Genomic DNA, 22,431 nt, shown 5'->3' on the forward strand with positions numbered 1-22,431 from the left:
TTTTTAATTCTTTATATTACCAAAGACTGTAAAATCGGATGAAAGGTTGCTTTTGTTTTTGACTTTTTTATTTATATAACAAAAATATATTAAAAATGTTCAATTTTCAAAGTTTTGGCAACGATTTTTTCTTTATTTTATTATTCGGTGAATTAATAATTTTCTTTTCTACTTTTTTTACTTCAACTGAGTCTTTTACAATTGCCTTTGGCATTACTATTTTTGGAAGAGTTATTCTTGCTAAAATACTTTCTTTAGTGGGTATTTCTGTAACTCTCCATCTAAAACCATCCAATTCTTTATCTTCTTCTCTTAATTCTTTTGGCGGAATGAATTTGCCGTCTGGTTTGGCTAAAAAAGAAATTCTAGAGATTTTGTTTTTGGCAAAATTCATATTCATTTTTCCACATTGTACTCTATTCATGCCAGTTAGCGTATTTTTTTCATCTACGGCATAATAAATACTTTCTCCATTTCCTTCAACATTTACTCTTTCAATTTTTGAATCATTAGTGAACCTTACAACCATTTTACGTCCTTTTATTTGGTTGTAATTGGTTAAAGTATCAGTAGCAATTACGAAAGACTTCCCTTTCATATTCATCACACTGATTTTATTATTCTTGAGTAAAATATTAATAGAATCTGCTTCTGATTGATTTTTTAAATTCCAAAGAACAGGTTTTTGATAGAAGTAAATCGTTGAATCCGAAACGTTATAACTCAGCGAATCACATTTTCCTGAAAAATCACTTTTATAAATTAATACTCTTTTGTAAGCGTAAAGCTTTTTAGTTTTGGTCTCTTTATTATCTATAGAAACCAAAGTGTCTGCTGTTAGAAAAAGCGTATCATTTTCTAAAACATTCTTTAACAAAGCATGCCCAAATACTCTGGTAACACCTGTTTTCTTAGAATATCTGCCACGGTCGCCTGTTAGAATTGCTTTGTCTTTTTTAGAGATAAAATGAATATTTCCAATCGCAATACCAATTTCGGTTGGCGGGTCATAAATCATCGTATCGGCAGTCATGGTATAGTCTTCTGTTTTTACTGTTGACCGACCTTTTAAATTAGAAATTTTGGTCACCGTGTTGTATTGGCTACCCGGATTAGCATAAGTCGTATCTTTTTTATTAACGACCAAAGTAGGAGCAATAAAAAAAGCTTCTTTCGATAAAGTACTATAACGCAAAGAATCCGCCGTTAAACTTCCTTCTTTATCAAGAACGTGAACATCCTTTTTAAAATCAAAAAGTTTAGTAACAGTATTGTAATAGCCTTCTTTACTGGTTAATGTACTCTTTTTGTCAATAATTTTTCCTCCAGTATTATAGTAAGCAATACTGGTATTCAAATCATAGTCAAGTTTATTGGTAGAAAGTACAATCGTTCTATCATCCAATTTTACGTGTCCGTTGATAATTGCTTTTCTTTCGTTTCCGAAATAATAAGCGGTATCTCCAGTAATGGTAACAGTATCTGCTTGAATGATTTTTACTTTTCCGTAGGCTTCCAAAATATTAGTTGTCTCGTTCAAAATCGCCAAGTTGCAATAAAGTAAAGTTGTACCTTGGCGTAAACCAACATTGCCAATGAGTTTTTTCATTTGCATAAATGGTTGATTTTGACCAATTAAACTATCCGCTTTCATGATTTCTACTTTACTTGGATTGCCAGTTGGCGTTTGAGCTTTTGCAGAAAAAAAAGTAAAGCTTAACATGATTAAACTCAAAAAAACATACGATAAAACCTTTGAAATAGATTTGCCTATTTCAAATGCCTTCGTTGATTCTTGAATTGCGTTTATTTGATGTATTTTTGTGGAATATTTCATAAATCTTGTGCTTGCAAAATTAGCCAAATAAAATCATGCTCAACGAGTTTTTAACGTTTATTAACAAACAAAATCTTATTCAACCGTCTCAAAAAGTACTTTTAGCGGTAAGTGGTGGTATGGATTCTGTCGTGATGTGCGACCTTTTCAGTAAAGCAAAACTTGATTTTGCGATTGCTCATTGCAATTTTGGACTTCGTGGAGAAGAGTCAAATGAAGATGAAATGTTTGTTAAAAAACTGTCTATTAAATACAAAGTTCCATTCTATGTAACGACTTTCCAAACGGCGGACTTTGCAGAAAACGAAAAGATTTCTACGCAAATGGCTGCTCGTATTTTAAGATACGAATGGTTTGAAAAAATAAGAACACAGCATCAATTCGATTATATTGCTACGGCACATCATCAAAATGATGTATTAGAAACAGTATTGCTCAATTTGACTAAAGGAACTGGTATAGCTGGTTTGCATGGTATTAGAGTGAAAAATGGACATATTATTCGACCAGTTTTATTTGCTGAAAAAGAAAGTATTTTTGATTATGTAGTTGAAAATCAGATTATTTGGCGAGAAGATTCTTCCAATGAATCGAATAAATATCAACGTAATTTGATTAGGAATGAAGTTGTTCCATTATTGAAACAAATCAATCCAAATCTTGAAAATACCATTCAACAAACTGTAGAAAGAATTACAGCAGTTGAAGATATTTTTGAACAAGAAATGGAAATGCTGAGAAAACAAATTACTTGGTCGGATTCACAAGCGATTTATGTGAATTATAAAGCGATTCAAACGCTTTCACAACCTGTGATTAAACTGGCAGAATTGTTGAAACCTTATAATTTTAGTTATCAGCAAAGTCAGGATATTTTTGAAGCTTTCGATAAAGAATCGGGTAAAACTTTCTTGACGCCTACGCATACTTTGGTGAAAGACCGCACTGAATTGGTGATTACAGCTAAAAACCTACAAGCTTTTACAAGTAAAACGATTGAAAAAAATAATGTAGTCGTAGAGTTTGGTGATAGAATGTTGAACATCGGAGAATTTACCGAAATAGAAGAAGGATTCGTTGTGCCAACTGCCAAGAAGTTAGCTTGTTTGGATGCCGATAAAATTCGTTTTCCACTTCAATTAAGAAAATGGAAAGAAGGCGATTGGTTTTGTCCGCTAGGAATGAACAAGAAAAAACTCATCAGTGATTTTTTAATTGACCAAAAAGTGCCTTTAAACCTAAAGAAAGAAGTTTACTTACTGACATCAAACGGTTCTATCGTTTGGGTAATTGGTTTTAGAATTGACGATAGATTTAAAGTAACAGATAAAACGGCTAAAATTTGCTTGATGGAAGTGAAGTAATTGAAGTTTGAATTTGTAAAGGTGGATGAATAATGATTTTCTTTGTCGAATCTAAAAGTTTGACAAAGAAAATTTATCTAATTTGAAATCTTTCCTTCATAAAGTTGAACAGTTGGAAAAATCAGATCCCAGTCCTCTCCCCAGACTAATTTTCCATTTTCGATACTAAACTGTTTGAAGTTTTTGATTTTTCTATAAAACTTAAAAATTGCATGTTCTTTAGCACTTAAAAAAGGTTTAAAATCCACTTCCTTTTGTGTGTTGTCTGAGAAAGTAATATTCAGTACAAGTCCGTTTATGTATTCGGCTTTAATTACACTAATGCTCATACTTTTTTTGTGATTTTTTTACTTTTTGTTTTTTTATTGAGTACGAAATAATCCATCCAAGCATTTGTTATGTAAGATGAATAGGTTTCTACAACTTTCAATGCTTCTTTCCTTTGCTTTTCAGGTAAAGGTTCAATACCAGCAACTTTCCTATGCTCAATTGAAATTAGATTTCCATCATCAAAAAACAGTTCAAAAACACTTTCATATTCATTGTACGATACATGAACATGTATTGGTAAATGTTCGTTCGAATAGAAGTAGAAAACAAATCCAAAATATTCTAAAATTTTAGGCATATCATTGAAATTATGTAGTTGAAAACATTTGTTACGTAGAGCGTGTTTTTCTTTTAAAATTAATAAAAGTGATTGATTTTTAATCGTTAAAAACACTTTTAGTAAGAATATAATTTTAAAAATAATCTCCTTTTTTTGTAATTACACCGATACTCATCCGACTAACTATTGTAAAACCTCGTTTGCGTTGAACCAAATCATAGAAAATCAATTTGTTGAACTCATCAAAATTCATCAAGGCATCGTGCATAAAGTGTGCGGGATGTATCGTCGTGACCCAGATGACCGCAAAGATTTGTTTCAAGAAATCGTGATTCAACTCTGGAAAGCCTTTCCAAAATTTAGACAAGAAGCAAAGGTTTCAACTTGGATTTATCAAATAGCATTGAATGTAGCCATTTCTGATTTTAGAAAAGAAAGTAGAAAACCGATTCGTGTTGAATTGTCGGAGACTTTTGCAAATATTTCTGATAATCAGTACGACTATAGTTTTGAAGAAAAATTAAAAGTATTGTATCAAGCCATCGACCAACTTTCAGAGGTAGAAAAAGCCATCATGATGTTATATTTTGAAGAGAAAAGTAATGAAGAAATTGCAGAGATTATCGGGATTAGCCAAAATAATGTAAGAGTAAAAATGACTAGAATCCGAGAAAAACTAAGGACTTTGATGGCAAATGCCAAGTAGTTTCACATTTATTTTAAGATTAATATTCTAAATACAAAAGATGGAATTAGACGAATTAAAAAATATTTGGCAACAAACATCCCTTGAAAGTATTTCTTCTCAAGTAATTGGCAATGATGAGTTTTTGGCAATGATGAAGGGAAAATCAAATGCTACGATTGCAAAATTGAAAAGAAATTTAACGCTAGAAATTTTAGTTAGCATTTTGTTTTTGCCTGTATTCTTGTACTTCATTTTCTTCACGAATGTTGCTGTTTTTCATAAGTATATATGTTCAATATTGATTTTTACGACGGTGGTTACTTTAGTTATTTTTTGGGTAGAATATCGTTCGCTTCAAGCATTTGAAACAAGATTAGATTTAATTACGTCATTGAAAATTACTGTAAAGCAATTTTCGAAATTCATTCGTATCTACATGATTATCAATTATATCTTACTTTTTCCGATGATGTTTTATGGCTTAATTGTAGGTTTAGAACTCAACGGAGAAACATTATCGCTAAAGTTTTTACTCATCAATACCATAATTATTTCACCTTTAGGCTACTTTTGGGTTAAGTTTTATATCCGAAAAGTATATGGACAGCATTTGGATAAATTAAAAAACTGTTTGACTGAATTAGCAGAAACGGCTGATTAAAACAGGAAAATCTGAAAATAGATTAATTTTAGCAAGAAACAAAACCTTTAACATTCTTCAAAAAATGGCAAATCCTATTAAATTTTTTATGATTTCTTTAGTTTTTAGCTTTTTGTACTTCGGTAAGATTTACGGACAAAAAGATGAAAAATCGTTATTATATGAAATTTCAGGAAATGGACTTTCACAACCTTCTTATGTGTTTGGTACAATTCATGCCATTTGTAAAGATGATTTTTTCCTTCCAGAAGTTGTTAAAAGTAAGTTTTCGGCATCTCAACAAATCTATTTAGAGATTGATATGGACGATCCTTCGATGATGACTGAAATGCAAAAATACATGATGATGCCCGATGGCAAGACGCTGAAAACGATTATGTCGGAGCCTGATTATAAAAAAGTAGCCAAGTTTTTTAAAGATTCATTGAAAACAAATATCGCTTTTATGGATAGTATGAAGCCCTTTATTTTAAGTTCGATGACGATACCAAGTATGTTGGGCTGCCCGATGCAAAGCTATGAAGAGGTTTTTGTAAAGATGGCTCAAGAACAGAAAAAGGAAGTAAAAGGCTTAGAATTAGTAAAAGAACAATTTGATGCTTTGGATAATATGGGAATGGAAAAGCAAGCGGATTTGATGTTGGTTAAAATGGTTGATAATTGGAGTTTGGGAAAAAGTGAATTGAAAACATTGATTAAAGATTATAAAAAGCAAGACATCGAAGCTTTGTTGAAAGATATGACCAGTTCTTCAACAGCCGATGCAGCTTTTGAAAAAGATTTACTAGAAAATAGAAACCGTAATTGGATTCCAAGAATGGCTACAATCATGAAAGAAAAACCTACTTTTTTTGGGGTAGGAGCAGGACATTTAGGCGGTGAAAAAGGAGTAATTGCTTTACTTAAAAAACAAGGTTATACGGTAAAAGCTGTGAAATAGATAGCAAATATTCAGTACTCTAAATATATTGATTACTATCTTTTTCGAAAACAAAAACCTGTGAGAATCTTCAAATTCCACAGGTTTTTGTACTTTTGGGGAAACTAAAAATATTATGCTTCAACTCTCTGAAATCTGGATTTATCCTGTAAAATCACTAGCTGGAATTAGTCTTCAAAAAGCAAAAGTTACTGAAAGAGGATTAGAAAATGACCGCAGATGGCTTTTGGTAGATGAAAATGGACACTTCCTCACGCAAAGACAATATCCTCAATTAGCACTTTTTCAAACTGCCATCGATGCAGCAAATCTTACAATTACGCATCGGAAAAACAACTCAGAAACCTTAAAAATAAGCCTTACTCCAACAAATTATCATAAAAAAGTTAGTGTAAAGGTTTGGGACGATACAATCGATGACGCCATTGAAGTAAGTAACGAAGCCAATGAATGGTTTTCAAAAGCGTTGGAAATGTCTGTAAGATTAGTCTATATGCCTGAAAATAGTAGGAGAGAAGTTGATAAGAATTATGCAATAAGTGGCGATGAAATTACTTCTTTTTCGGATGCTTATCCTTTCTTGGTTATCGGGCAATCTTCTTTAGATGATTTGAATAATCGTTTAAAAGAGCGTGTAAAAATGAATCGTTTTCGCCCAAATTTAGTTTTCAAAGGAGGCGAAGCTTATGAAGAAGAAAATTGGTACGAAGTTCAAATTGGGAAAGCTACTTTTTGGGGAGTAAAACCTTGTTCTAGGTGTATCATGACTACGATAGACCAAGAGTCTGGTGAGAAAACAGGGAAAGACCCTTTATTGACGCTTTCGACTTATAGAAAAGCAGGAAAAAGAGTATTGTTTGGACAAAACTTATTAGTGACCGTTCTTGAAAGTATTCAAATTGGCGATGCCATCAATGTAATTAGTACTAAAAAATTACCTCAATTTGAAATTGAAGTTTCATAGATTACTCCTTAGTTTTTATAGAATTAAGTAAAAGAGTACAACCTTAATAATATGACAGATTTATCACAGAAACAATCTCCTTACGAAGCCCTTAAATATCCCGAATTTGTAGCCTTCATTTTTGCCAATAGTTTTATTACAATGGCATTATTGATTCAAGAAGTAATACTTGGATATTCTATTTATAAAATCACTCACGACCCACTCGCACTTGGTTTAATAGGTTTAGCAGAAGCTTTGCCTTATATTTCTCTAGCATTGTTTGGCGGACATTTTGCCGATAGAAGAAATAAGAAAACCATCATGCAAATAAGTTTGGCGATTATTACGATATGCTCTGTGATATTGATTTGGGCAACAGACCCAGCAACTGGTCTGGAACAATCGAATATGTTGACGGTGATTTATGGCGTAGTGATGTTAATAGGCTTTTCAAAAGGTTTTTATAGTCCAGCTTCAAGTTCATTGAATCCCTTTTTAATTCCAAGCGAAGTATTTGCCAATGCTGCTACTTGGCAAAGTTCATTGTGGCAAGCTGGTGCTATTTTAGGACCTGGTTTTGCGGGCTTTTTATATGCTTATTTAGGACTTACGCATGCTTTATGGTGTGTAGTTGGTGTTTTAGTCGTGGTAATGATACTTATTTCGATGATTACTGCTCCGCCAATTCCTCAACAAAATGAGCAAAAAGTAAACATCTTTTTCTCACTTCGTGAAGGCATTGAATTTGTTTTTAAAACAAAAATTATTCTTTATGCCATTTCACTAGATTTGTTTTCAGTACTTTTTGGTGGAGTAATTGCTTTGTTACCAGTGTATTCTGAAGATGTTTTGCATGTTGGTGCAGAAGGTTTAGGCATTTTAAGAGCTGCTCCTTCAATTGGTGCAGTATTGTGTATGATTATAATGGTTTACATTCCACCATTAGGAAAAGCTTGGAGAAACTTATTATTATCAATTGCTGGTTTTGGTATCGCTACTTTAGTTTTTGCTCTTTCAACAAATATTTGGTTGTCGGTTGTTGCGTTATTTTTTACTGGAGTATTTGATAGTGTAAGTGTAATTATTCGCCAAACAGTTTTACGATTCTTTACACCAGATGAAATGCGAGGAAGAGTATCAGCTGTAAACGGGATTTTTGTGAGTTCTTCTAATGAGCTAGGAGCTTTTGAATCTGGACTTTTAGCCAAATTGATGGGAACTGTTCCTTCTGTAGTTTTTGGTGGTGCTATGACTTTAATTATCGTTACAGTAGTCTGGATTCGCTCGAAAGAATTATTTAATTTAAAGCTTTAGTAGCAAATAATGACATCTATTCATTAGGTAATAGGTAACAGCATGTTACTTTTATATTTAGGCAAGCACATCCAATCACTATTTGCTAATCACCAATCACCAGAAAAAATTGTCAAAAGAGTTAGAAAAAAATACTGTTGAGAAATCAAGCTTGCATCCTCGAAATCCGCATCGTTTTAGATATGATTTTAAAGGATTGATTACTAGTTTACCAGCATTAGCAAACTATGTTTTTAGGAATCAATACGATATTGAAAGTATAGATTTTGCCAATCCTATTGCCGTAAAAGTACTTAATAAGGCACTTTTGAAACATTTTTATGGAATTGATAATTGGGATATTCCAGCCAATTACCTTTGTCCACCCATTCCGGGGCGAGCAGATTATATTCATTATTTAGCAGATTTATTGGCGTCTTCTAATAATGGAAATATTCCAAAAGGAAATTCTGTAAGCGTATTAGATATTGGCGTTGGAGCAAATTGTGTGTATCCTATCATCGGAAATCATGAATATGCTTGGCAATTTACAGGAGCAGATATTGATAAAAAAGCAATTATCTCGGCGCAAGCAATTGTGGAAGGAAATGAATCTTTGATAAATAATGTGGCTTGTAGATGGCAAGCATCTTCCAAAAATATTTTTAAAGGAATCATCCAGTCTGAGGAGTACTTTGATTTGACTTTGTGTAATCCACCTTTCCATGCCTCAATGGCAGAAGCAAAAGCTGGAACAGAACGTAAATGGAAAAATTTAGGAAAGAGTAATAAAAATACGCTGAACTTTGGTGGACAAAACAATGAACTTTGGTGTGAAGGCGGAGAAGAAGCTTTTGTATCGAACATGATTGAAGAAAGCACAACCTTTGCTAATCAGTGTTTTTGGTTTACTTCACTCATCTCAAAGAAAACCACTTTGCCCAGAGCCTATTCTTTACTGAAAAAAGTAAAAGCTTTAGAAGTAAAAACCATTGATATGGCTCAGGGGCAAAAAGTAAGCAGAATACTTGCTTGGACTTTTTTGTCGAAAAATCAGCAAGAAAATTGGCGAACAAATCGTTGGTCAAAATAAAACCTGAAAGCTTATTTATTGATTGGAGAAGGTTTCTTGTCTTCTTTAGGTCCTCTAAGGTGAATCACTAAGCCATTTAAAAAATTTCTAAGGATTTGGTCACCACATGGTTTGAAATTTGGATGGTCTTCATTACGAAACAAAGCACCAATTTCAGCTTTTGAAACCTTAAAATCGACCAAACTGAGAATTTCTACAATTTGATCATCTCTTAGTTGAAGTGCTACTCGTAGTTTTTTTAATATATCGTTGTTAGACATGGAATAATTGCGTAAATGATTTCAGAAGATTTGTTCTATTCAACAAAGTTACCTCCTTCTCCTGATTTTTCAATTGCTTTGCTTCTAAATGGGAGTTAATTTTGTGAATGAATTCCTAGAATAGAATAAAATCAATTTAATTGCTTAATTTTCAATCTTGTAGGAATTAAGTTTCGATAATAATTGTCTGTCATTCTCGTTTTTTTTACAGATTAATCAACTTTGTGATTGAAGAAAAATTTACCCAAATCATCAGCAATAGTGTTTCATACTCTTCAAAAGACTTTTAGGGCTTATTTTATTGGTATTATACTTACATTGGGGCTTTCTACACAAATGAAAGCTCAGATTATGGATGCCTTTGTATTACAAAAAGATGGTGCTGGACTTTGCCCTGGAGGTCAGATAAGAGTTTTTATCGCCCCTAATGCTAATTATATAAAATATTATTGGGAAATACTTCGACCAAGTGGTTGGTCAGGTGTGGCAGTATCAGGTGTAAGTGGACCTTCATTAAGCCATAATGAAGCATTACCTTACAGACTTAGGGTTGAAGACGTAAATGGAATTACATATTATTCTCAACAATTGAATGTGGTTTTATTAACACCTCCTCCGTCTATTATTACTCCTTCGCCTAATGTTACTCAGATTTGCCAAGGAGAAGATGTTAAATTAGACGCTAATCCAATTCCTACTGTATTTTATAAATGGGAATATAATAATACCATTTTACCAGAGAATGGCTTAAGTATTACTGCTAGAAAAGCTGGTACTTATAAACTCTCCGTTACAGACCAAAATAGTTGTACTACAGTATCCACTCCTTATACTTTAAGCTATTTTTCCTCACTGGTTGTTCAATTAAATACAGTACCAACCATTTGTGATGTTAATGCTAGTCCTTTAAATCTTCAAGGCTCGCCAGCTGGAGGAGAGTACAGAGGAGTAGGAGTTACGGATAAAGTTCTGGGCACTTTCAGCCCTTCAGTAGCAGGAGTGGGCGACCATGAAATAGAATATGCTGTAAGAAATAGTGGTACTTGTCCTGAAATTGTTGAAAAAATAAACATTAAAATTTCAGAGCCTAAAGCTATAATCAATAATAGTTTAAATAGAACAGACTTGTGTAATGGAGAATCTGTACTATTATCAGGAACGACAGGCTTTGCTGCTTATGAGTGGTTTTTGAATGGTAGTTCTATAAACACCATGAAGGATTTGACAGTAAGTGCAACGGGAGATTATTCATTAAAAGTAACAGATGCTGAAAATTGTAGCAATACTTCTGCTCCAGTAAGAATTAAATTTTTTACTGCGAGTGCAACTTCAATGGATGCTGTGGCTTCTGTTTGTGGAACAAATTATTCGCCCATTACTTTGAATGGAGCGCCATCTGGAGGAATTTTTACTATTGATAATTTACCTGCTACCGTTTTTGATTATAAAAAATTAAGCTTTGGAAAGCATGTTATTAATTATAAAGTAAACGGCGTTTTAACTTGTTTGAATGGAGAAAGTAGTCAAGAAGTATATATTTCACCTTATCCGAAAATAGATTTAGGGAATGATATTTTTTTAGGAAAAGGTAATGCTGTTACACTGAAAGGTTATATCGGAAACGATTATACTTATAGATGGTCGCCAAGTAATGATTTGGATAATCCTAATATTGCAAATCCTTTAGCTTCGCCAATGCAAACGAGTGAATACATTCTTTCTGTGACGAATGATAGAGGTTGTGAATCAAAAGATACAATCAAAATCAATGTTTACGATAAAGTATATGTGCCAACGGCTTTTTCACCTAATGGAGACGGACAAAATGATTTGTGGGAATTATCTGGCATCAATAATTATCCTGATGCAGAAATACAAGTATTTGACCGTTGGGGAAGTATAGTCTTTTATTCAAAGGGAAATTATTTGCCCTTTGATGGAACAAATGCTGGTAACCCGCTTAAAGAAGGTACTTATATTTATAAGATTTATCTATATCCCAATCATCCCATTTTTCAATATAATGGTACTTTGACGATTATGCGTTAAGATGGTTGATTTAACAAAAAAGGGTTTCAGAACTGTTCTGAAACCCTTTTTTGTTAAAAGTATATTTGTATCAGTACTAAGCCTGAGCATATTCTTCAATTGGTACACAGCTACAAACTAAATTACGGTCACCGAAAGCTGAATCAATCCTTGAAACGGCTGGCCAGAATTTCGCAGCTTTTACATAAGGAAGTGGAAAAACAGCTTTCTCACGAGTGTAAGGTCTGTTCCATTCTTCTGATAAAACTACAGATTGTGTATGCGGAGCGTGTTTCAAAACATTATTTACTTTGTCTGCATCACCATTTTCTACTTCACGAATTTCTTCACGAATGGCAATCATGGCATCACAGAAACGATCTAATTCTGCTTTTGATTCAGATTCAGTTGGTTCAATCATCAACGTTCCAGCTACAGGGAAAGAAAGCGTAGGAGCGTGGAAGCCATAATCCATCAGACGTTTGGCAATATCTTCGGCTTCAACACCAGCTGATAATTTGAACGGACGACAATCCAAAATCATTTCATGTGCACAACGTCCTTCCGAACCTGTATAAAGTACAGGATAATAACCTTCTAAACGAGCTTTTACATAATTGGCATTTAAAATGGCTGTTTCAGTAGCACGAGTCAAACCATCTCCACCCATCATAGCAATATAAGCATAAGGAATGGTAAGGATAGAAGCAGAACCAAATTGAGCTGAAGAAACCGCAGAAATACCTAAATCTCCACCACTATCTTTTACAACCGCATGGCTTGGCAAGAAAGGAACTAATTGCTTTGCTACACCGATTGGTCCCATTCCAGGACCACCACCGCCGTGAGGAATACAGAATGTTTTATGAAGATTTAAGTGACAAACATCAGCACCAATTGTTGCTGGTGAAGTTAAACCTACTTGTGCATTCATGTTTGCACCGTCCATATATACTTGTCCGCCGAATTCGTGAATCATCGCACAAATTTCTTTGATAGATTCTTCAAAAACACCATGTGTTGAAGGATAAGTAACCATCAAACATGAAAGGTTTTCAGCGTGTAATTCAGCTTTAGCTCTTAAATCAGCAAGGTCAATATTTCCATTTTCATCACATTTCGTAACAACTACTTTCATGCCTGCCATTACTGCTGAAGCTGGATTTGTACCATGTGCAGATGAAGGAATTAAAGCAATATTTCTATGAGCATCACCACGAGATTCATGATAAGCACGAATTACCATCAAACCTGCGTACTCGCCTTGTGCGCCAGAATTTGGTTGGAACGACATTGCCGAGAAACCTGTAATTTCACAAAGCCAATCGTTTAACTCATTAATCATTTGTGTATAGCCATTTACTTGGTTTTTCGGAGCGAATGGATGAATATTACCAAACTCAGCCCAAGTAACTGGAATCATCTCAGTCGTTGCATTCAATTTCATCGTACAAGAACCCAAAGCAATCATGGAATGTACCATTGATAAATCTTTGTTTTCTAATGCTTTTAAATAACGAAGCATTTCGTGTTCTGAATGATAACTATTGAAAACAGGATGTGTTAAATAAGAAGAAGTACGTTTCAACGATTCGTCAAAAGCATAATCTACTTGGTCGAACAAAGTAGAGACTTCTACTTCTCTTCTTCCGATTTTTTCGAAAATATATACAATCGTTTCTACGTCTTCAACCGTACAAGTTTCGTCTAAAGAAATTCCGATGTAATTGTAATCTTCATAATAACGGAAGTTTACGCCATTGGCAACAGCTTCCATTTTCAAACGTTTTTCATTATCGCCTACTCTTACTTTAATTGTATCGAAGTATGAATCCGTTTCAATATCATAACCTAATTTTTCAAGTGCTAAAGCGGTAAGATTTGTTAAACCATGTACTCTTTCAGCAATTGCTTTTAAACCTTCTGGTCCATGATAAATAGCATAAGCCGAAGCCATTACTGATAACAATACTTGTGCTGTACAAATGTTTGAAGTAGCTTTTTCACGACGAATGTGTTGTTCACGTGTTTGTAAAGCCATTCTTAAAGCACGATTTCCTTCAGCATCCACAGAAACACCAATGATACGTCCCGGAATTTGACGTTTGAATTCGTCTTTCGTAGCAAAGAAAGCAGCGTGTGGTCCACCAAAGCCCATCGGAACGCCAAATCTTTGTGAAGTACCAACTACTACGTCAGCGCCCATTTCACCCGGCGATTTCAATAAAGTAAGTGCTAGTAAATCTGAAGCAACAACTACATTAATTCCTAATTCGTGTGCTGAAGCTATGAGGTCGGTATAATCAAAAATTTGCCCGTCAGAAGCAGGATATTGCAATACTAAAGCATAAATATCTTCTTGGGTCAAATCAACTTTGCGGTGGTCGCCAATCAATACTTGAATACCTAAAGGCAGCGCTCTTGTTTTAAGTACATCAATCGTTTGTGGATGGCAGTGTTCAGAAACGAAGATTGTTTCTGCATTTTTCTTTCCAGCTTTTCTTTGCCCGTGAAGCATCGTCATTGCTTCTGCGGCAGCAGTACCTTCGTCTAATAAAGAAGCGTTGGCAATTTCCATTCCAGTTAAATCAATAATCATGGTTTGGTAATTCAACAACATTTCTAAACGACCTTGGGCAATTTCTGCCTGATAAGGCGTGTAAGCGGTGTACCATGCTGGGTTTTCAAGAATGTTTCTTAAAATAACAGCAGGAGTATTGGTATCGTAATAACCCATCCCGATGTGGGATTTGTAAGTGTCGTTCAATTGAGACAGTTTCTTGAAATCTTTCAAAAATTTGGCTTCAGATTTTGCCTTTGGAAGATTCAATGGACGGGGTAAATGAATGGCAGCAGGAACAGTTTGATTGATGAGTGTTTCGATAGAATCTACCCCAATAATGTTTAGCATTTCCTCACGGTCGGCAACATTTGAATTGTTGTGGCGATTCTCGAATTTTTCTTGATACTGAAAGTTTATTTTCATTTTGGAAGGAAAAATATTCTTATTTGCTTTAAATATGCTGCAAATTTAATGATAAATTATTGTAAACACGAAAGATAAAATGTGAGCTTCCTCTAAAATAAACGAATGAATTCGCTTAAATAGTAGATATTGAATTATTTGAAAAACAGGCTGTTATCAAAAAAAGTTTTCAATAATATTTTAAATTAATAATGATATAGATAATCTTGGAATTATACAAAATAAGGCTTCCGTGTTGAACAGAAGCCTTATTTAATGAAAATGGAATGAAAGAAGTTTAATTAACTTGGTCAATTGTCTGGACGCTTACATTAGGATTACGCTCAAACATTTGTGAAAGTAGTCGTCTGTGTGATGCTCCTACAAAAACTACAATTTTTTTAGCTTTGTTCTGTTTGGCAATTTTTAGGGTATTTTGTACCATTTGTTCATTGCGCAATTGCCAATATTTTCTTTTTTCTTGATATGCTTCTAAAGGAAAACCTTCTAATTGATAAATATCTTCACGCAAAAAATCGCCCCATTCAGCTAAATCATCAAACTCTTTGGTATTAAAAAAATGAATTTGTGTGCCTTCTCGATACGCCGCTCTCAGTCTTTTTTGGCTTGCCAAATACTCTTTCATAAAAGTATCTATGGTTTTCAACGACTTTTTATTGTTCAAATCGTTAGTATCTGACCTTAGTTTTTCTTCGAATGCAGTATATAGGCTATCTGATTTATCAGAAGCTAAATTCCAAAGAGCATCATAACGTTGACAATCGAAACCATATAGCTTTTGTATATTCATTTCAACGGCTAAAGGAAATACAAGATTTGTATATTCATTGTTTTTACGACAAGTATATCTGATGAGTGAATCTTTAACATCAAACACCTTACTCAAGTATTCATTTTCTTCTTTACCTAAATCTGCTTTCATCAATTGGTAAATCTGAAAATGTGCATTTCCTAAATCTTCACTCAAGTATAGCGCATGAGCTAAATCCATTCTTGCTTGTTGAGAATCAGGTTTAGTTTTTAGTGTTTTATAACTTCTTTTAATGATTTCAGCAATATCCTTTTCTTCTACTTGCTTTTTGGCTAGTAAAAGGTCTCTTCTTTGAGTCATGCGTTCTCCATAATAGGCTTCAATGACAGATTGAGGTTCGTTCTCTTTAGAAAGATATTCTGTACAAAAAATATCTGGCTTGAAATTTCTAACAGCATCTTTTACATAATCAAAATCGTTAGTGACATTAAGCTCATAATTGTGTGAAGTGCCAATTAAAAGTATTTCGATTTTTTTTTGTGAAAGGCTATTGAAATTAAAAGCTAATAAAAAATTTATAAAAAGTAAAAATGTGATTTTCATTTGAAAAAATATGTTTATTAAAATGCTGGGCATGTGTACAAAGATAAACCTTTGTAGTTTAATATCATATTTTAAGTATATAATATAAGTTTTTGAAGTATTTGAATGAGAAGATGACAGAAGTATCTTTTTGAGAAAATGTAATTAAGAGAAGAATAAATTTAATAAATCCATAAAATAAAATCTACGCCTTTTACTTTCGTTGGTTTCTATTACCTTTGTACAATTTTTGGGGATACGTTAGCGAAGTTTCGTTGATTTTATCCATTATTTCAGCCTCCTTGTTAAGTATCACTTCAAAAATTACCACAAAGCTTTCCAAAATCAGTGGTTTTAATTTATTTAATTCTTGGATATTGTTCTAGTTATAGAACATTGGGAAGTAAATATCTTAGGAATAACATAGTTAAAACTATCCAACTCAAAAACTAATACAAAAAGTGCCAAAAGATTCATCCATCAAGTCCGTTTTGATTATCGGTTCAGGTCCAATTATCATCGGTCAGGCTTGCGAGTTCGACTACTCAGGTTCGCAGGCAGCTCGTTCACTCCGAGAAGAAGGTATCAAAGTTGCTTTAATTAACTCCAATCCCGCTACGATTATGACAGATCCACTTAATGCGGATTATGTCTATCTAAAACCACTTGATAAGAATTCAATCATTGAAATCTTAGAAAAACATCAAGCAGAAGGTGCTCCAATTGATGCTGTTTTACCAACAATGGGTGGACAAACAGCCTTGAATTTAGCGATTGATTGTGATGCTTCGGGCATTTGGGAAAAATACGGTGTTCGTATTATTGGTGTTGATATTAAAGCAATCGAAACGACTGAAGACCGTGAGAAGTTTCGTTTGAAAATGATTGAAATTGGTGTAGGCGTTTGTAAAGGACGTACCGCTCGCTCGTTTTTGGAAGGTAAAGAGATTGCACAAGAAACAGGTTTTCCATTGGTAATTCGCCCATCATTTACTTTGGGTGGAACTGGTGGAGGTTTTGTACACAGTCCAAAAGATTTTGATGCAGCCTTAAACAAAGGTTTGCACGCTTCGCCAACACACGAAGTATTGGTAGAGCAATCTATCATGGGTTGGAAAGAATACGAATTAGAATTATTACGTGATAATTTAGGGAACGTAATTATCATTTGTTCGATTGAGAACTTCGACCCAATGGGTATTCACACTGGAGACTCAATCACAGTTGCCCCTGCCATGACTTTACCTGATACAATCTATCAGAGAATGCGTGACATGGCAATTAAAATGATGAATGCGATTGGTCAGTTTGCGGGTGGATGTAACGTTCAGTTCTCTTTAAATCCAGAAAATGACGATATCATCGCTATCGAAATCAACCCACGTGTATCTCGTTCATCTGCTTTGGCTTCTAAAGCAACGGGTTATCCAATTGCGAAAATTGCTGCGAAAATGGCAATTGGCTATAACTTGGATGAATTAACGAATGCGATTACAGGTACTACTTCGGCATACTTCGAACCAGCGCTCGACTACGTTGTAGTAAAAGTACCACGTTGGAATTTTGATAAATTCAAAGGTGCTGATAAAACTTTGGGCTTGCAAATGAAATCTGTTGGTGAAACAATGGGTATCGGTCGCAACTTCCAAGAAGCACTTCAAAAGGCTTGTCAATCATTAGAAATCAAAAGAAATGGTTTAGGAGCTGACGGTAAAGGATTGGTTAACCAAGATGCCATCATGCACTCTTTGGCAAATCCATCTTGGAATCGTTTATTCCATATTTATGATGCCTTTAAAATGGGTATTTCTTTCAAAACGATTCAACAAACTACAAAAATCGACAAGTGGTTCTTGTACCAAATTGAAGATTTAGTAAGAATCGAAAATACTTTAGAGAAATACACTTTAGGCTCAGTTCCGAAAGAATTGCTAGAAGAAGCGAAACATAAAGGTTTTGCAGACCGCCAAATTGCTTACTCTTTACGTTGCTTAGAATCTGAAGTATATGAAAAGAGAAATAGTCTTGGTATCAAACGTGTTTACAAATGTGTAGATACTTGTGCAGCTGAGTTTGAAGCAAAAACGCCTTATTTCTACTCTACTTTCTCGCAAGGTTCAGCTACGCTGGATAACGAATCTGTAAAAACAGATAAGAAAAAAGTAGTGGTTTTAGGTTCGGGACCGAACCGTATCGGACAAGGTATTGAATTCGATTACTCGTGTGTTCACGGAATCTTGGCTGCTAAAGAAGCAGGTTATGAAGCCATCATGATTAACTCGAACCCTGAAACGGTTTCAACGGACTTTGATATTGCTGATAAATTATACTTCGAACCAGTATTCTGGGAACACGTGTACGATATCATTCAGCACGAAAAACCAGAAGGAGTAATCGTACAATTAGGTGGACAAACTGCCTTGAAATTGGCGGAGAAACTTACTAAACACGGTATCAAAATCATCGGTACTTCATTTGAAGCCCTTGATTTAGCTGAAGATAGAGGTGCATTCTCGGCTTTATTGCAAGAAAATGAAATTCCTTTCCCTAAATTCGGTGTGTGCGAAGATGCAGACAATGCTGTAGAACTAGGTCGTAAATTAGGTTATCCATTGTTAGTTCGTCCTTCTTATGTATTGGGTGGACAATCAATGAAAATCGTGATTAACGAACAAGAATTGGAACAACACGTTGTTGATATTTTAAGAGATATTCCAGGTAATAAAATCTTACTTGACCATTTCTTAGAAAATGCTATCGAAGCAGAAGCAGATGCTATTTGTGATGGAGAAGATGTATATATCATCGGAATCATGGAGCATATCGAGCCAGCGGGTATTCACTCTGGTGATTCACACTCGGTACTTCCTCCATTCGATTTATCTCCAAATGTTATTCGTCAAATCGAAGAACATACTAAAAAGATTGCAGTGGCACTTCGTACAGTTGGTTTATTAAATATCCAATTTGCTATCAAAGACGAAGTTGTGTATATCATCGAAGCCAACCCACGTGCTTCTCGTACAGTACCGTTTATTTGTAAGGCTTACCAAGAACCTTACGTAAATTATGCTACGAAAGTAATGTTAGGAGCGAAGGTAAAAGACTTTACTTTCAACCCTGTGAAGAAAGGTTATGCTATCAAAATTCCAGTATTCTCATTCAATAAATTCCCGAATGTAAATATGGAATTAGGACCAGAAATGAAATCAACAGGTGAAGCAATTTACTTTATTGATTCATTGAAGGACGAATTCTTCCGCAAAGTTTATGGCGAACGTAATTTATACTTATCGAAATAAGTAATTATGTCGAAAGATTGGATTAAATAGCTTTCTTGAAATAATACTTCATTAAAGTTGCTTATTTTTCGCTTATCAGGCATTTAATAAATAGAAGCCTCAGTCGAATTTTATTTGGCTGAGGTTTCTTTTTTTGAAGTGGTGAAATGATAAAATTTAGTTTTTTGAAACCATTAATTTCTTAGCATAAAGTATTAATTTAAAACTCCCATTATAATCCTAACCTAAAAAAATTACTTTGGTGCTCAGAAAAATTACTTTATTTTTTATTATTTTATTCTTCCCTTTCCTTTCGAAGGCGACTTGTCCTTCCAAAAATGAAACGCTCAATACGCTACAAAAAATCTCAAAACTAGAGCCAGCACAACAAAAAAAACGCTTACTTATTTTGTTATCAAGCAGTGAAAAATGCTTTGGAAAAGATTCTGTTTATAGTTCAATTTTACAGCAAATTGCTACTTTTTATGCAAAAGAGAACGAATTTGAAAATGCCATAGCTTATACAAAAAAGGCAATTGTCGTGAATAGCCTTACCAAATCGGACATCAATCGTTTTTACTTGGAAACCAATTATTTTTATTTAGGGAGGTACGAGAATCAGCTTGGGCATTATCAAATTGCTTTAGATAATCTTGATAAATCTATCGACATCGGCAAAACGAACCTTAAAAAAACGGCATATTTATCAAGAGCTTATGCTCAAAAAGCCAATATTTTCAGCAAAATGGGCGATTTTGAAAAAGCCATTAGTAGTGTAGATTTAGGAATCAATTTTGCTAAACAAACCAAAAATGATGAAGGATTAGCCTTTAGTTTGATTGAAAAAGTAAAAACACTCACGATGATGTCGCAAACTGAAAAGGCTAGTGATAATTTGAAAGAAGTAATTTTACTCTTAGAAAAAAATGACCCATTAGGCTATTTACCTTATGCTTATTACTGGGCAGGGCAATTATTTACGGCTCAAAAACGATACAAAGATGCCATATCGTCTTATCGTAAAAGCCAACAATTATATAAGCTTAGGGACAATACCTATAGCTACTCTTTGAATTTCTTGGACATTGGTTTTACTTATTATCAGTATTTGCAAGACTATGACCAAGCTTTACAAAACTATTTGATGGCCTTGCAAACGATGGATAATGCTTACATGAAAGTAATTATCTATGATGATATTGCGGCTGTTTATTGGAAGAAAAAGGATTATCCCAAAGCTTTTGAATATTATCAAAAAGCTTTAGAAGTAGCGCCAATTGGTTTTAAATCTAAGAATTTAACTGAGATTCCTTCTGTAAAATCGCTACAAGCAGCCGATTTTAAATCTTATTTTTTAACGACATTGCAAGATAAAGCGGATACTTGGCTTGAATATCACAAGGCTACACAAAGAAAAGATTATCTTAGAAATGCCCTAAAAACATATATTCTTGCTGACCAATTGGTGGATTTAATGCGTTTTGAACATTCGGGAACGGAATCAAAATTGTATTGGAGAAACAAAACGCATCATCTTTATGAGCAAGCAATTGAAACGTGTTATCTCTTGAAAAATTATGAAAAAGCATTTTATTTTTTCGAGAAAAGTAAAGCAGTTTTATTGAATGACCGCCTGAATGAATTAAGTGCCAAGCAACAACTTTCTCCTGAAGATTTACTGAAAGAGAAATCTTTGCAACAAAAAATAGCAGAATTTAATGCAAAATTAGCTGGACAAAATATTAAAGGAACAAAGCTAACTAAACTAGAAAATGAATTATTGGAAGCAAAAGAGGAGCAAACAGCCTTTATTAAAAGCTTAGAGCTGAAAAATCCGACTTACTATCAATACAAGTACGATACCACAACTGCATCTTTGGAAGATGTAAAAAAATACTTAAAAAGACCATCTGAAACGAAAAATGGAGAGATTAGCTTGGTAGAGTATTTTGTTGGAAATGAGGCAATTTACGCCATGAAAATATTGCATAATCAAGCATTTTTACAAAAAATATCACTTGTAAATTATGAAGAAAATTCAAAAAGTTTCCTGAAATATTGTGCTGATAATCAGCAAGCCAATCAAGATTTTTTAGGTTTTTTGAAAGTGGGTAATCAATTGTATCAACAACTTTTTGCTAAATTGGGTGTGCCAAAAGGCAGAGTAATCATTGCCCAAGATGGCTATTTTTTACCTTTTGAAGCCATGAGTAAATCTGCTAAAAGAGCGGAATATTTATTGAAAGATTATGCTTTGAGTTATACTTATTCAGTACAATTTTTATTGAAAAATGTCAGTAATGAAAGTTTTTCTTGGACGAAGAAATTCTTTGGAATGGCACCAGTTACTTATCAAAAAGGCTTGAATCAAACAGAATTGACAGATTCTGATAAATCTTTGACGAAAGTAGCAGATTACTTTTCATTTGGGAAAACCTTTGTAAATCAAGCTGCTAACAAGCAAACGTTCTTTGAAAATGCGCATAATTATCAAATTGTGCATTTATATACACATGCACAAGCAGACGACAGCGACCAAGAACCAATGGTTTACTTTGCTGATTCTGTGTTGAAATTATCAGAATTAGGTGCATTAAGTCGATACAAAACCCAACTTTTGGTATTATCTGCCTGTAAAACTGCCGTTGGAAGAAACGCCACTGGCGAAGGCATTTTAAGTTTATCCAGAGGTTTTGCTACTTTGGGCATTCCTGCTACTTTAACCACACTTTGGAGTGTTGAAAACAAAGCGACTTATGCTTTAAACGAACTGTTTTATCAATATTTATCTGAAGGTTTGTCGAAAGATTTAGCACTTCAAAAAGCTAAAATAGCCTTTCTACAAAGCCAAGCAGGCGAAAACCAATTGCCTACTTTTTGGGCTGGTGCAGTACTTGTCGGTGATGCTTCTGCCTTGAGTAGTACTAATCTTTTATGGTATTTTGTTGCAGGCATTTTAGTCGTGATGTTAGCTTTTTTCATTTGGAAAAAAGCTAAACATTCGGCGTAAAACCTAAGTAAAATTGTATGAATTAAACTACTGTATATCAGTTGTTAAATTCATCGTTTAAGATTTAAAAATCATCATTATCACTTAAGTAATTCCTACTA

Annotated in this window: 16 protein-coding genes; 10 read left to right on the forward strand and 6 right to left on the reverse strand. The window is 33.9% G+C overall.

Annotated elements, in window-relative coordinates:
* Positions 1-106: 106 nt before the first annotated feature.
* Positions 107-1,837: an OstA-like protein gene (locus ABID42_RS15975; protein WP_367284509.1), complete on the reverse strand. Its 1,731-nt coding sequence runs from the start codon at positions 1,835-1,837 to the stop codon at positions 107-109.
* Between the two features lie 35 nt (positions 1,838-1,872).
* Between ABID42_RS15975 and tilS the strand changes: the two genes are divergently transcribed.
* Positions 1,873-3,201, forward strand: a complete 1,329-nt coding sequence (gene tilS / locus ABID42_RS15980) for a tRNA lysidine(34) synthetase TilS (protein WP_367284510.1) — start codon at positions 1,873-1,875, stop codon at positions 3,199-3,201.
* Positions 3,202-3,278: 77 nt separating this feature from the next.
* Here the strand turns inward: tilS and ABID42_RS15985 are convergent, their stop codons facing one another.
* Both ABID42_RS15985 and ABID42_RS15990 read right to left on the reverse strand, forming a co-directional pair.
* Entirely contained in the window at positions 3,279-3,530 is a 252-nt protein-coding gene (locus ABID42_RS15985) for a DUF2442 domain-containing protein (protein WP_367284511.1), read from the reverse strand.
* On the reverse strand, positions 3,527-3,829 hold the full coding sequence (locus tag ABID42_RS15990) for a DUF4160 domain-containing protein (protein WP_367284512.1): 303 nt from the start codon (positions 3,827-3,829) through the stop codon (positions 3,527-3,529). The genes ABID42_RS15985 and ABID42_RS15990 overlap by 4 nt, the downstream gene beginning before the upstream one ends.
* A 187-nt stretch (positions 3,830-4,016) precedes the next feature.
* Between ABID42_RS15990 and ABID42_RS15995 the strand changes: the two genes are divergently transcribed.
* The 6 genes from ABID42_RS15995 to rlmF all read left to right on the forward strand — a co-directional run bounded on the left by ABID42_RS15995 (position 4,017) and on the right by rlmF (position 9,432).
* Positions 4,017-4,517 (forward strand): RNA polymerase sigma factor, encoded by a 501-nt coding sequence (locus ABID42_RS15995; protein ID WP_367284513.1) that lies wholly within the window; start codon positions 4,017-4,019, stop codon positions 4,515-4,517.
* Positions 4,518-4,557: 40 nt separating this feature from the next.
* The gene (locus ABID42_RS16000; protein ID WP_367284514.1) at positions 4,558-5,160 is read left to right on the forward strand and encodes a hypothetical protein; all 603 of its coding nucleotides are present in this window, start codon (positions 4,558-4,560) and stop codon (positions 5,158-5,160) included.
* Between the two features lie 64 nt (positions 5,161-5,224).
* On the forward strand, positions 5,225-6,100 hold the full coding sequence (locus ABID42_RS16005; RefSeq protein ID WP_367284515.1) for a TraB/GumN family protein: 876 nt from the start codon (positions 5,225-5,227) through the stop codon (positions 6,098-6,100).
* Between the two features lie 115 nt (positions 6,101-6,215).
* A complete protein-coding gene (locus ABID42_RS16010) occupies positions 6,216-7,064 on the forward strand; it encodes an MOSC domain-containing protein (protein WP_367284516.1) in 849 nt (282 codons plus the stop codon).
* Positions 7,065-7,115: 51 nt separating this feature from the next.
* Entirely contained in the window at positions 7,116-8,360 is a 1,245-nt protein-coding gene (locus ABID42_RS16015) for an MFS transporter (RefSeq protein WP_323256113.1), read from the forward strand.
* A gap of 109 nt (positions 8,361-8,469) precedes the next feature.
* Positions 8,470-9,432 (forward strand): 23S rRNA (adenine(1618)-N(6))-methyltransferase RlmF, encoded by a 963-nt coding sequence (gene rlmF / locus ABID42_RS16020; RefSeq protein WP_367284517.1) that lies wholly within the window; start codon positions 8,470-8,472, stop codon positions 9,430-9,432.
* An 11-nt stretch (positions 9,433-9,443) separates the two neighbouring features.
* Here the strand turns inward: rlmF and ABID42_RS16025 are convergent, their stop codons facing one another.
* Positions 9,444-9,692 carry a DUF1456 family protein gene (locus ABID42_RS16025; RefSeq protein ID WP_184130422.1) on the reverse strand — a complete coding sequence of 83 codons (249 nt, stop codon included), beginning with the start codon at positions 9,690-9,692 and terminating at the stop codon, positions 9,444-9,446.
* Between the two features lie 261 nt (positions 9,693-9,953).
* On the opposite strand from ABID42_RS16025, the gene ABID42_RS16030 reads away from it, so the two are divergent.
* Positions 9,954-11,741 carry a T9SS type B sorting domain-containing protein gene (locus ABID42_RS16030; RefSeq protein WP_367284518.1) on the forward strand — a complete coding sequence of 596 codons (1,788 nt, stop codon included), beginning with the start codon at positions 9,954-9,956 and terminating at the stop codon, positions 11,739-11,741.
* A 76-nt stretch (positions 11,742-11,817) separates the two neighbouring features.
* On the opposite strand, the gene gcvP is transcribed toward ABID42_RS16030, so the two are convergent.
* Together gcvP and ABID42_RS16040 are read right to left on the reverse strand one after the other, a co-directional pair.
* Positions 11,818-14,706, reverse strand: a complete 2,889-nt coding sequence (gene gcvP, locus ABID42_RS16035) for an aminomethyl-transferring glycine dehydrogenase (protein ID WP_367284519.1) — start codon at positions 14,704-14,706, stop codon at positions 11,818-11,820.
* Between the two features lie 277 nt (positions 14,707-14,983).
* Complete coding sequence (locus ABID42_RS16040) at positions 14,984-16,060, reverse strand: DUF5694 domain-containing protein (RefSeq protein ID WP_367284520.1); 1,077 nt, start codon at positions 16,058-16,060, stop codon at positions 14,984-14,986.
* Between the two features lie 440 nt (positions 16,061-16,500).
* On the opposite strand from ABID42_RS16040, the gene carB reads away from it, so the two are divergent.
* Positions 16,501-19,341 carry a carbamoyl-phosphate synthase large subunit gene (gene carB, locus ABID42_RS16045; protein WP_367284521.1) on the forward strand — a complete coding sequence of 947 codons (2,841 nt, stop codon included), beginning with the start codon at positions 16,501-16,503 and terminating at the stop codon, positions 19,339-19,341.
* Between the two features lie 241 nt (positions 19,342-19,582).
* The gene (locus tag ABID42_RS16050; protein ID WP_367284522.1) at positions 19,583-22,330 is read left to right on the forward strand and encodes a CHAT domain-containing protein; all 2,748 of its coding nucleotides are present in this window, start codon (positions 19,583-19,585) and stop codon (positions 22,328-22,330) included.
* The last annotated feature ends 101 nt before the right edge of the window (positions 22,331-22,431 follow it).

Origin of the sequence: Arcicella rosea, from assembly GCF_040543805.1 — a bacterium.
Classification (GTDB): Bacteria; Bacteroidota; Bacteroidia; order Cytophagales; family Spirosomataceae; genus Arcicella; species Arcicella rosea.

What these genes read in the sequence shown, in the direction of transcription:
- ABID42_RS16005 (WP_367284515.1), top strand. Translation starts at nt 5,225, where the DNA reads ATGGCAAATCCTATTAAATTTTTTATGATTTCTTTAGTTTTTAGCTTT.
- ABID42_RS16000 (WP_367284514.1), top strand. Translation starts at nt 4,558, where the DNA reads ATGGAATTAGACGAATTAAAAAATATTTGGCAACAAACATCCCTTGAA.
- ABID42_RS15985 (WP_367284511.1), bottom strand. Translation starts at nt 3,530, where the DNA reads ATGAGCATTAGTGTAATTAAAGCCGAATACATAAACGGACTTGTACTG.
- tilS (WP_367284510.1), top strand. Translation starts at nt 1,873, where the DNA reads ATGCTCAACGAGTTTTTAACGTTTATTAACAAACAAAATCTTATTCAA.
- gcvP (WP_367284519.1), bottom strand. Translation starts at nt 14,706, where the DNA reads ATGAAAATAAACTTTCAGTATCAAGAAAAATTCGAGAATCGCCACAAC.
- ABID42_RS16025 (WP_184130422.1), bottom strand. Translation starts at nt 9,692, where the DNA reads ATGTCTAACAACGATATATTAAAAAAACTACGAGTAGCACTTCAACTA.
- ABID42_RS15990 (WP_367284512.1), bottom strand. Translation starts at nt 3,829, where the DNA reads ATGCCTAAAATTTTAGAATATTTTGGATTTGTTTTCTACTTCTATTCG.
- ABID42_RS16040 (WP_367284520.1), bottom strand. Translation starts at nt 16,060, where the DNA reads ATGAAAATCACATTTTTACTTTTTATAAATTTTTTATTAGCTTTTAAT.
- ABID42_RS16010 (WP_367284516.1), top strand. Translation starts at nt 6,216, where the DNA reads ATGCTTCAACTCTCTGAAATCTGGATTTATCCTGTAAAATCACTAGCT.
- ABID42_RS16015 (WP_323256113.1), top strand. Translation starts at nt 7,116, where the DNA reads ATGACAGATTTATCACAGAAACAATCTCCTTACGAAGCCCTTAAATAT.
- ABID42_RS15975 (WP_367284509.1), bottom strand. Translation starts at nt 1,837, where the DNA reads ATGAAATATTCCACAAAAATACATCAAATAAACGCAATTCAAGAATCA.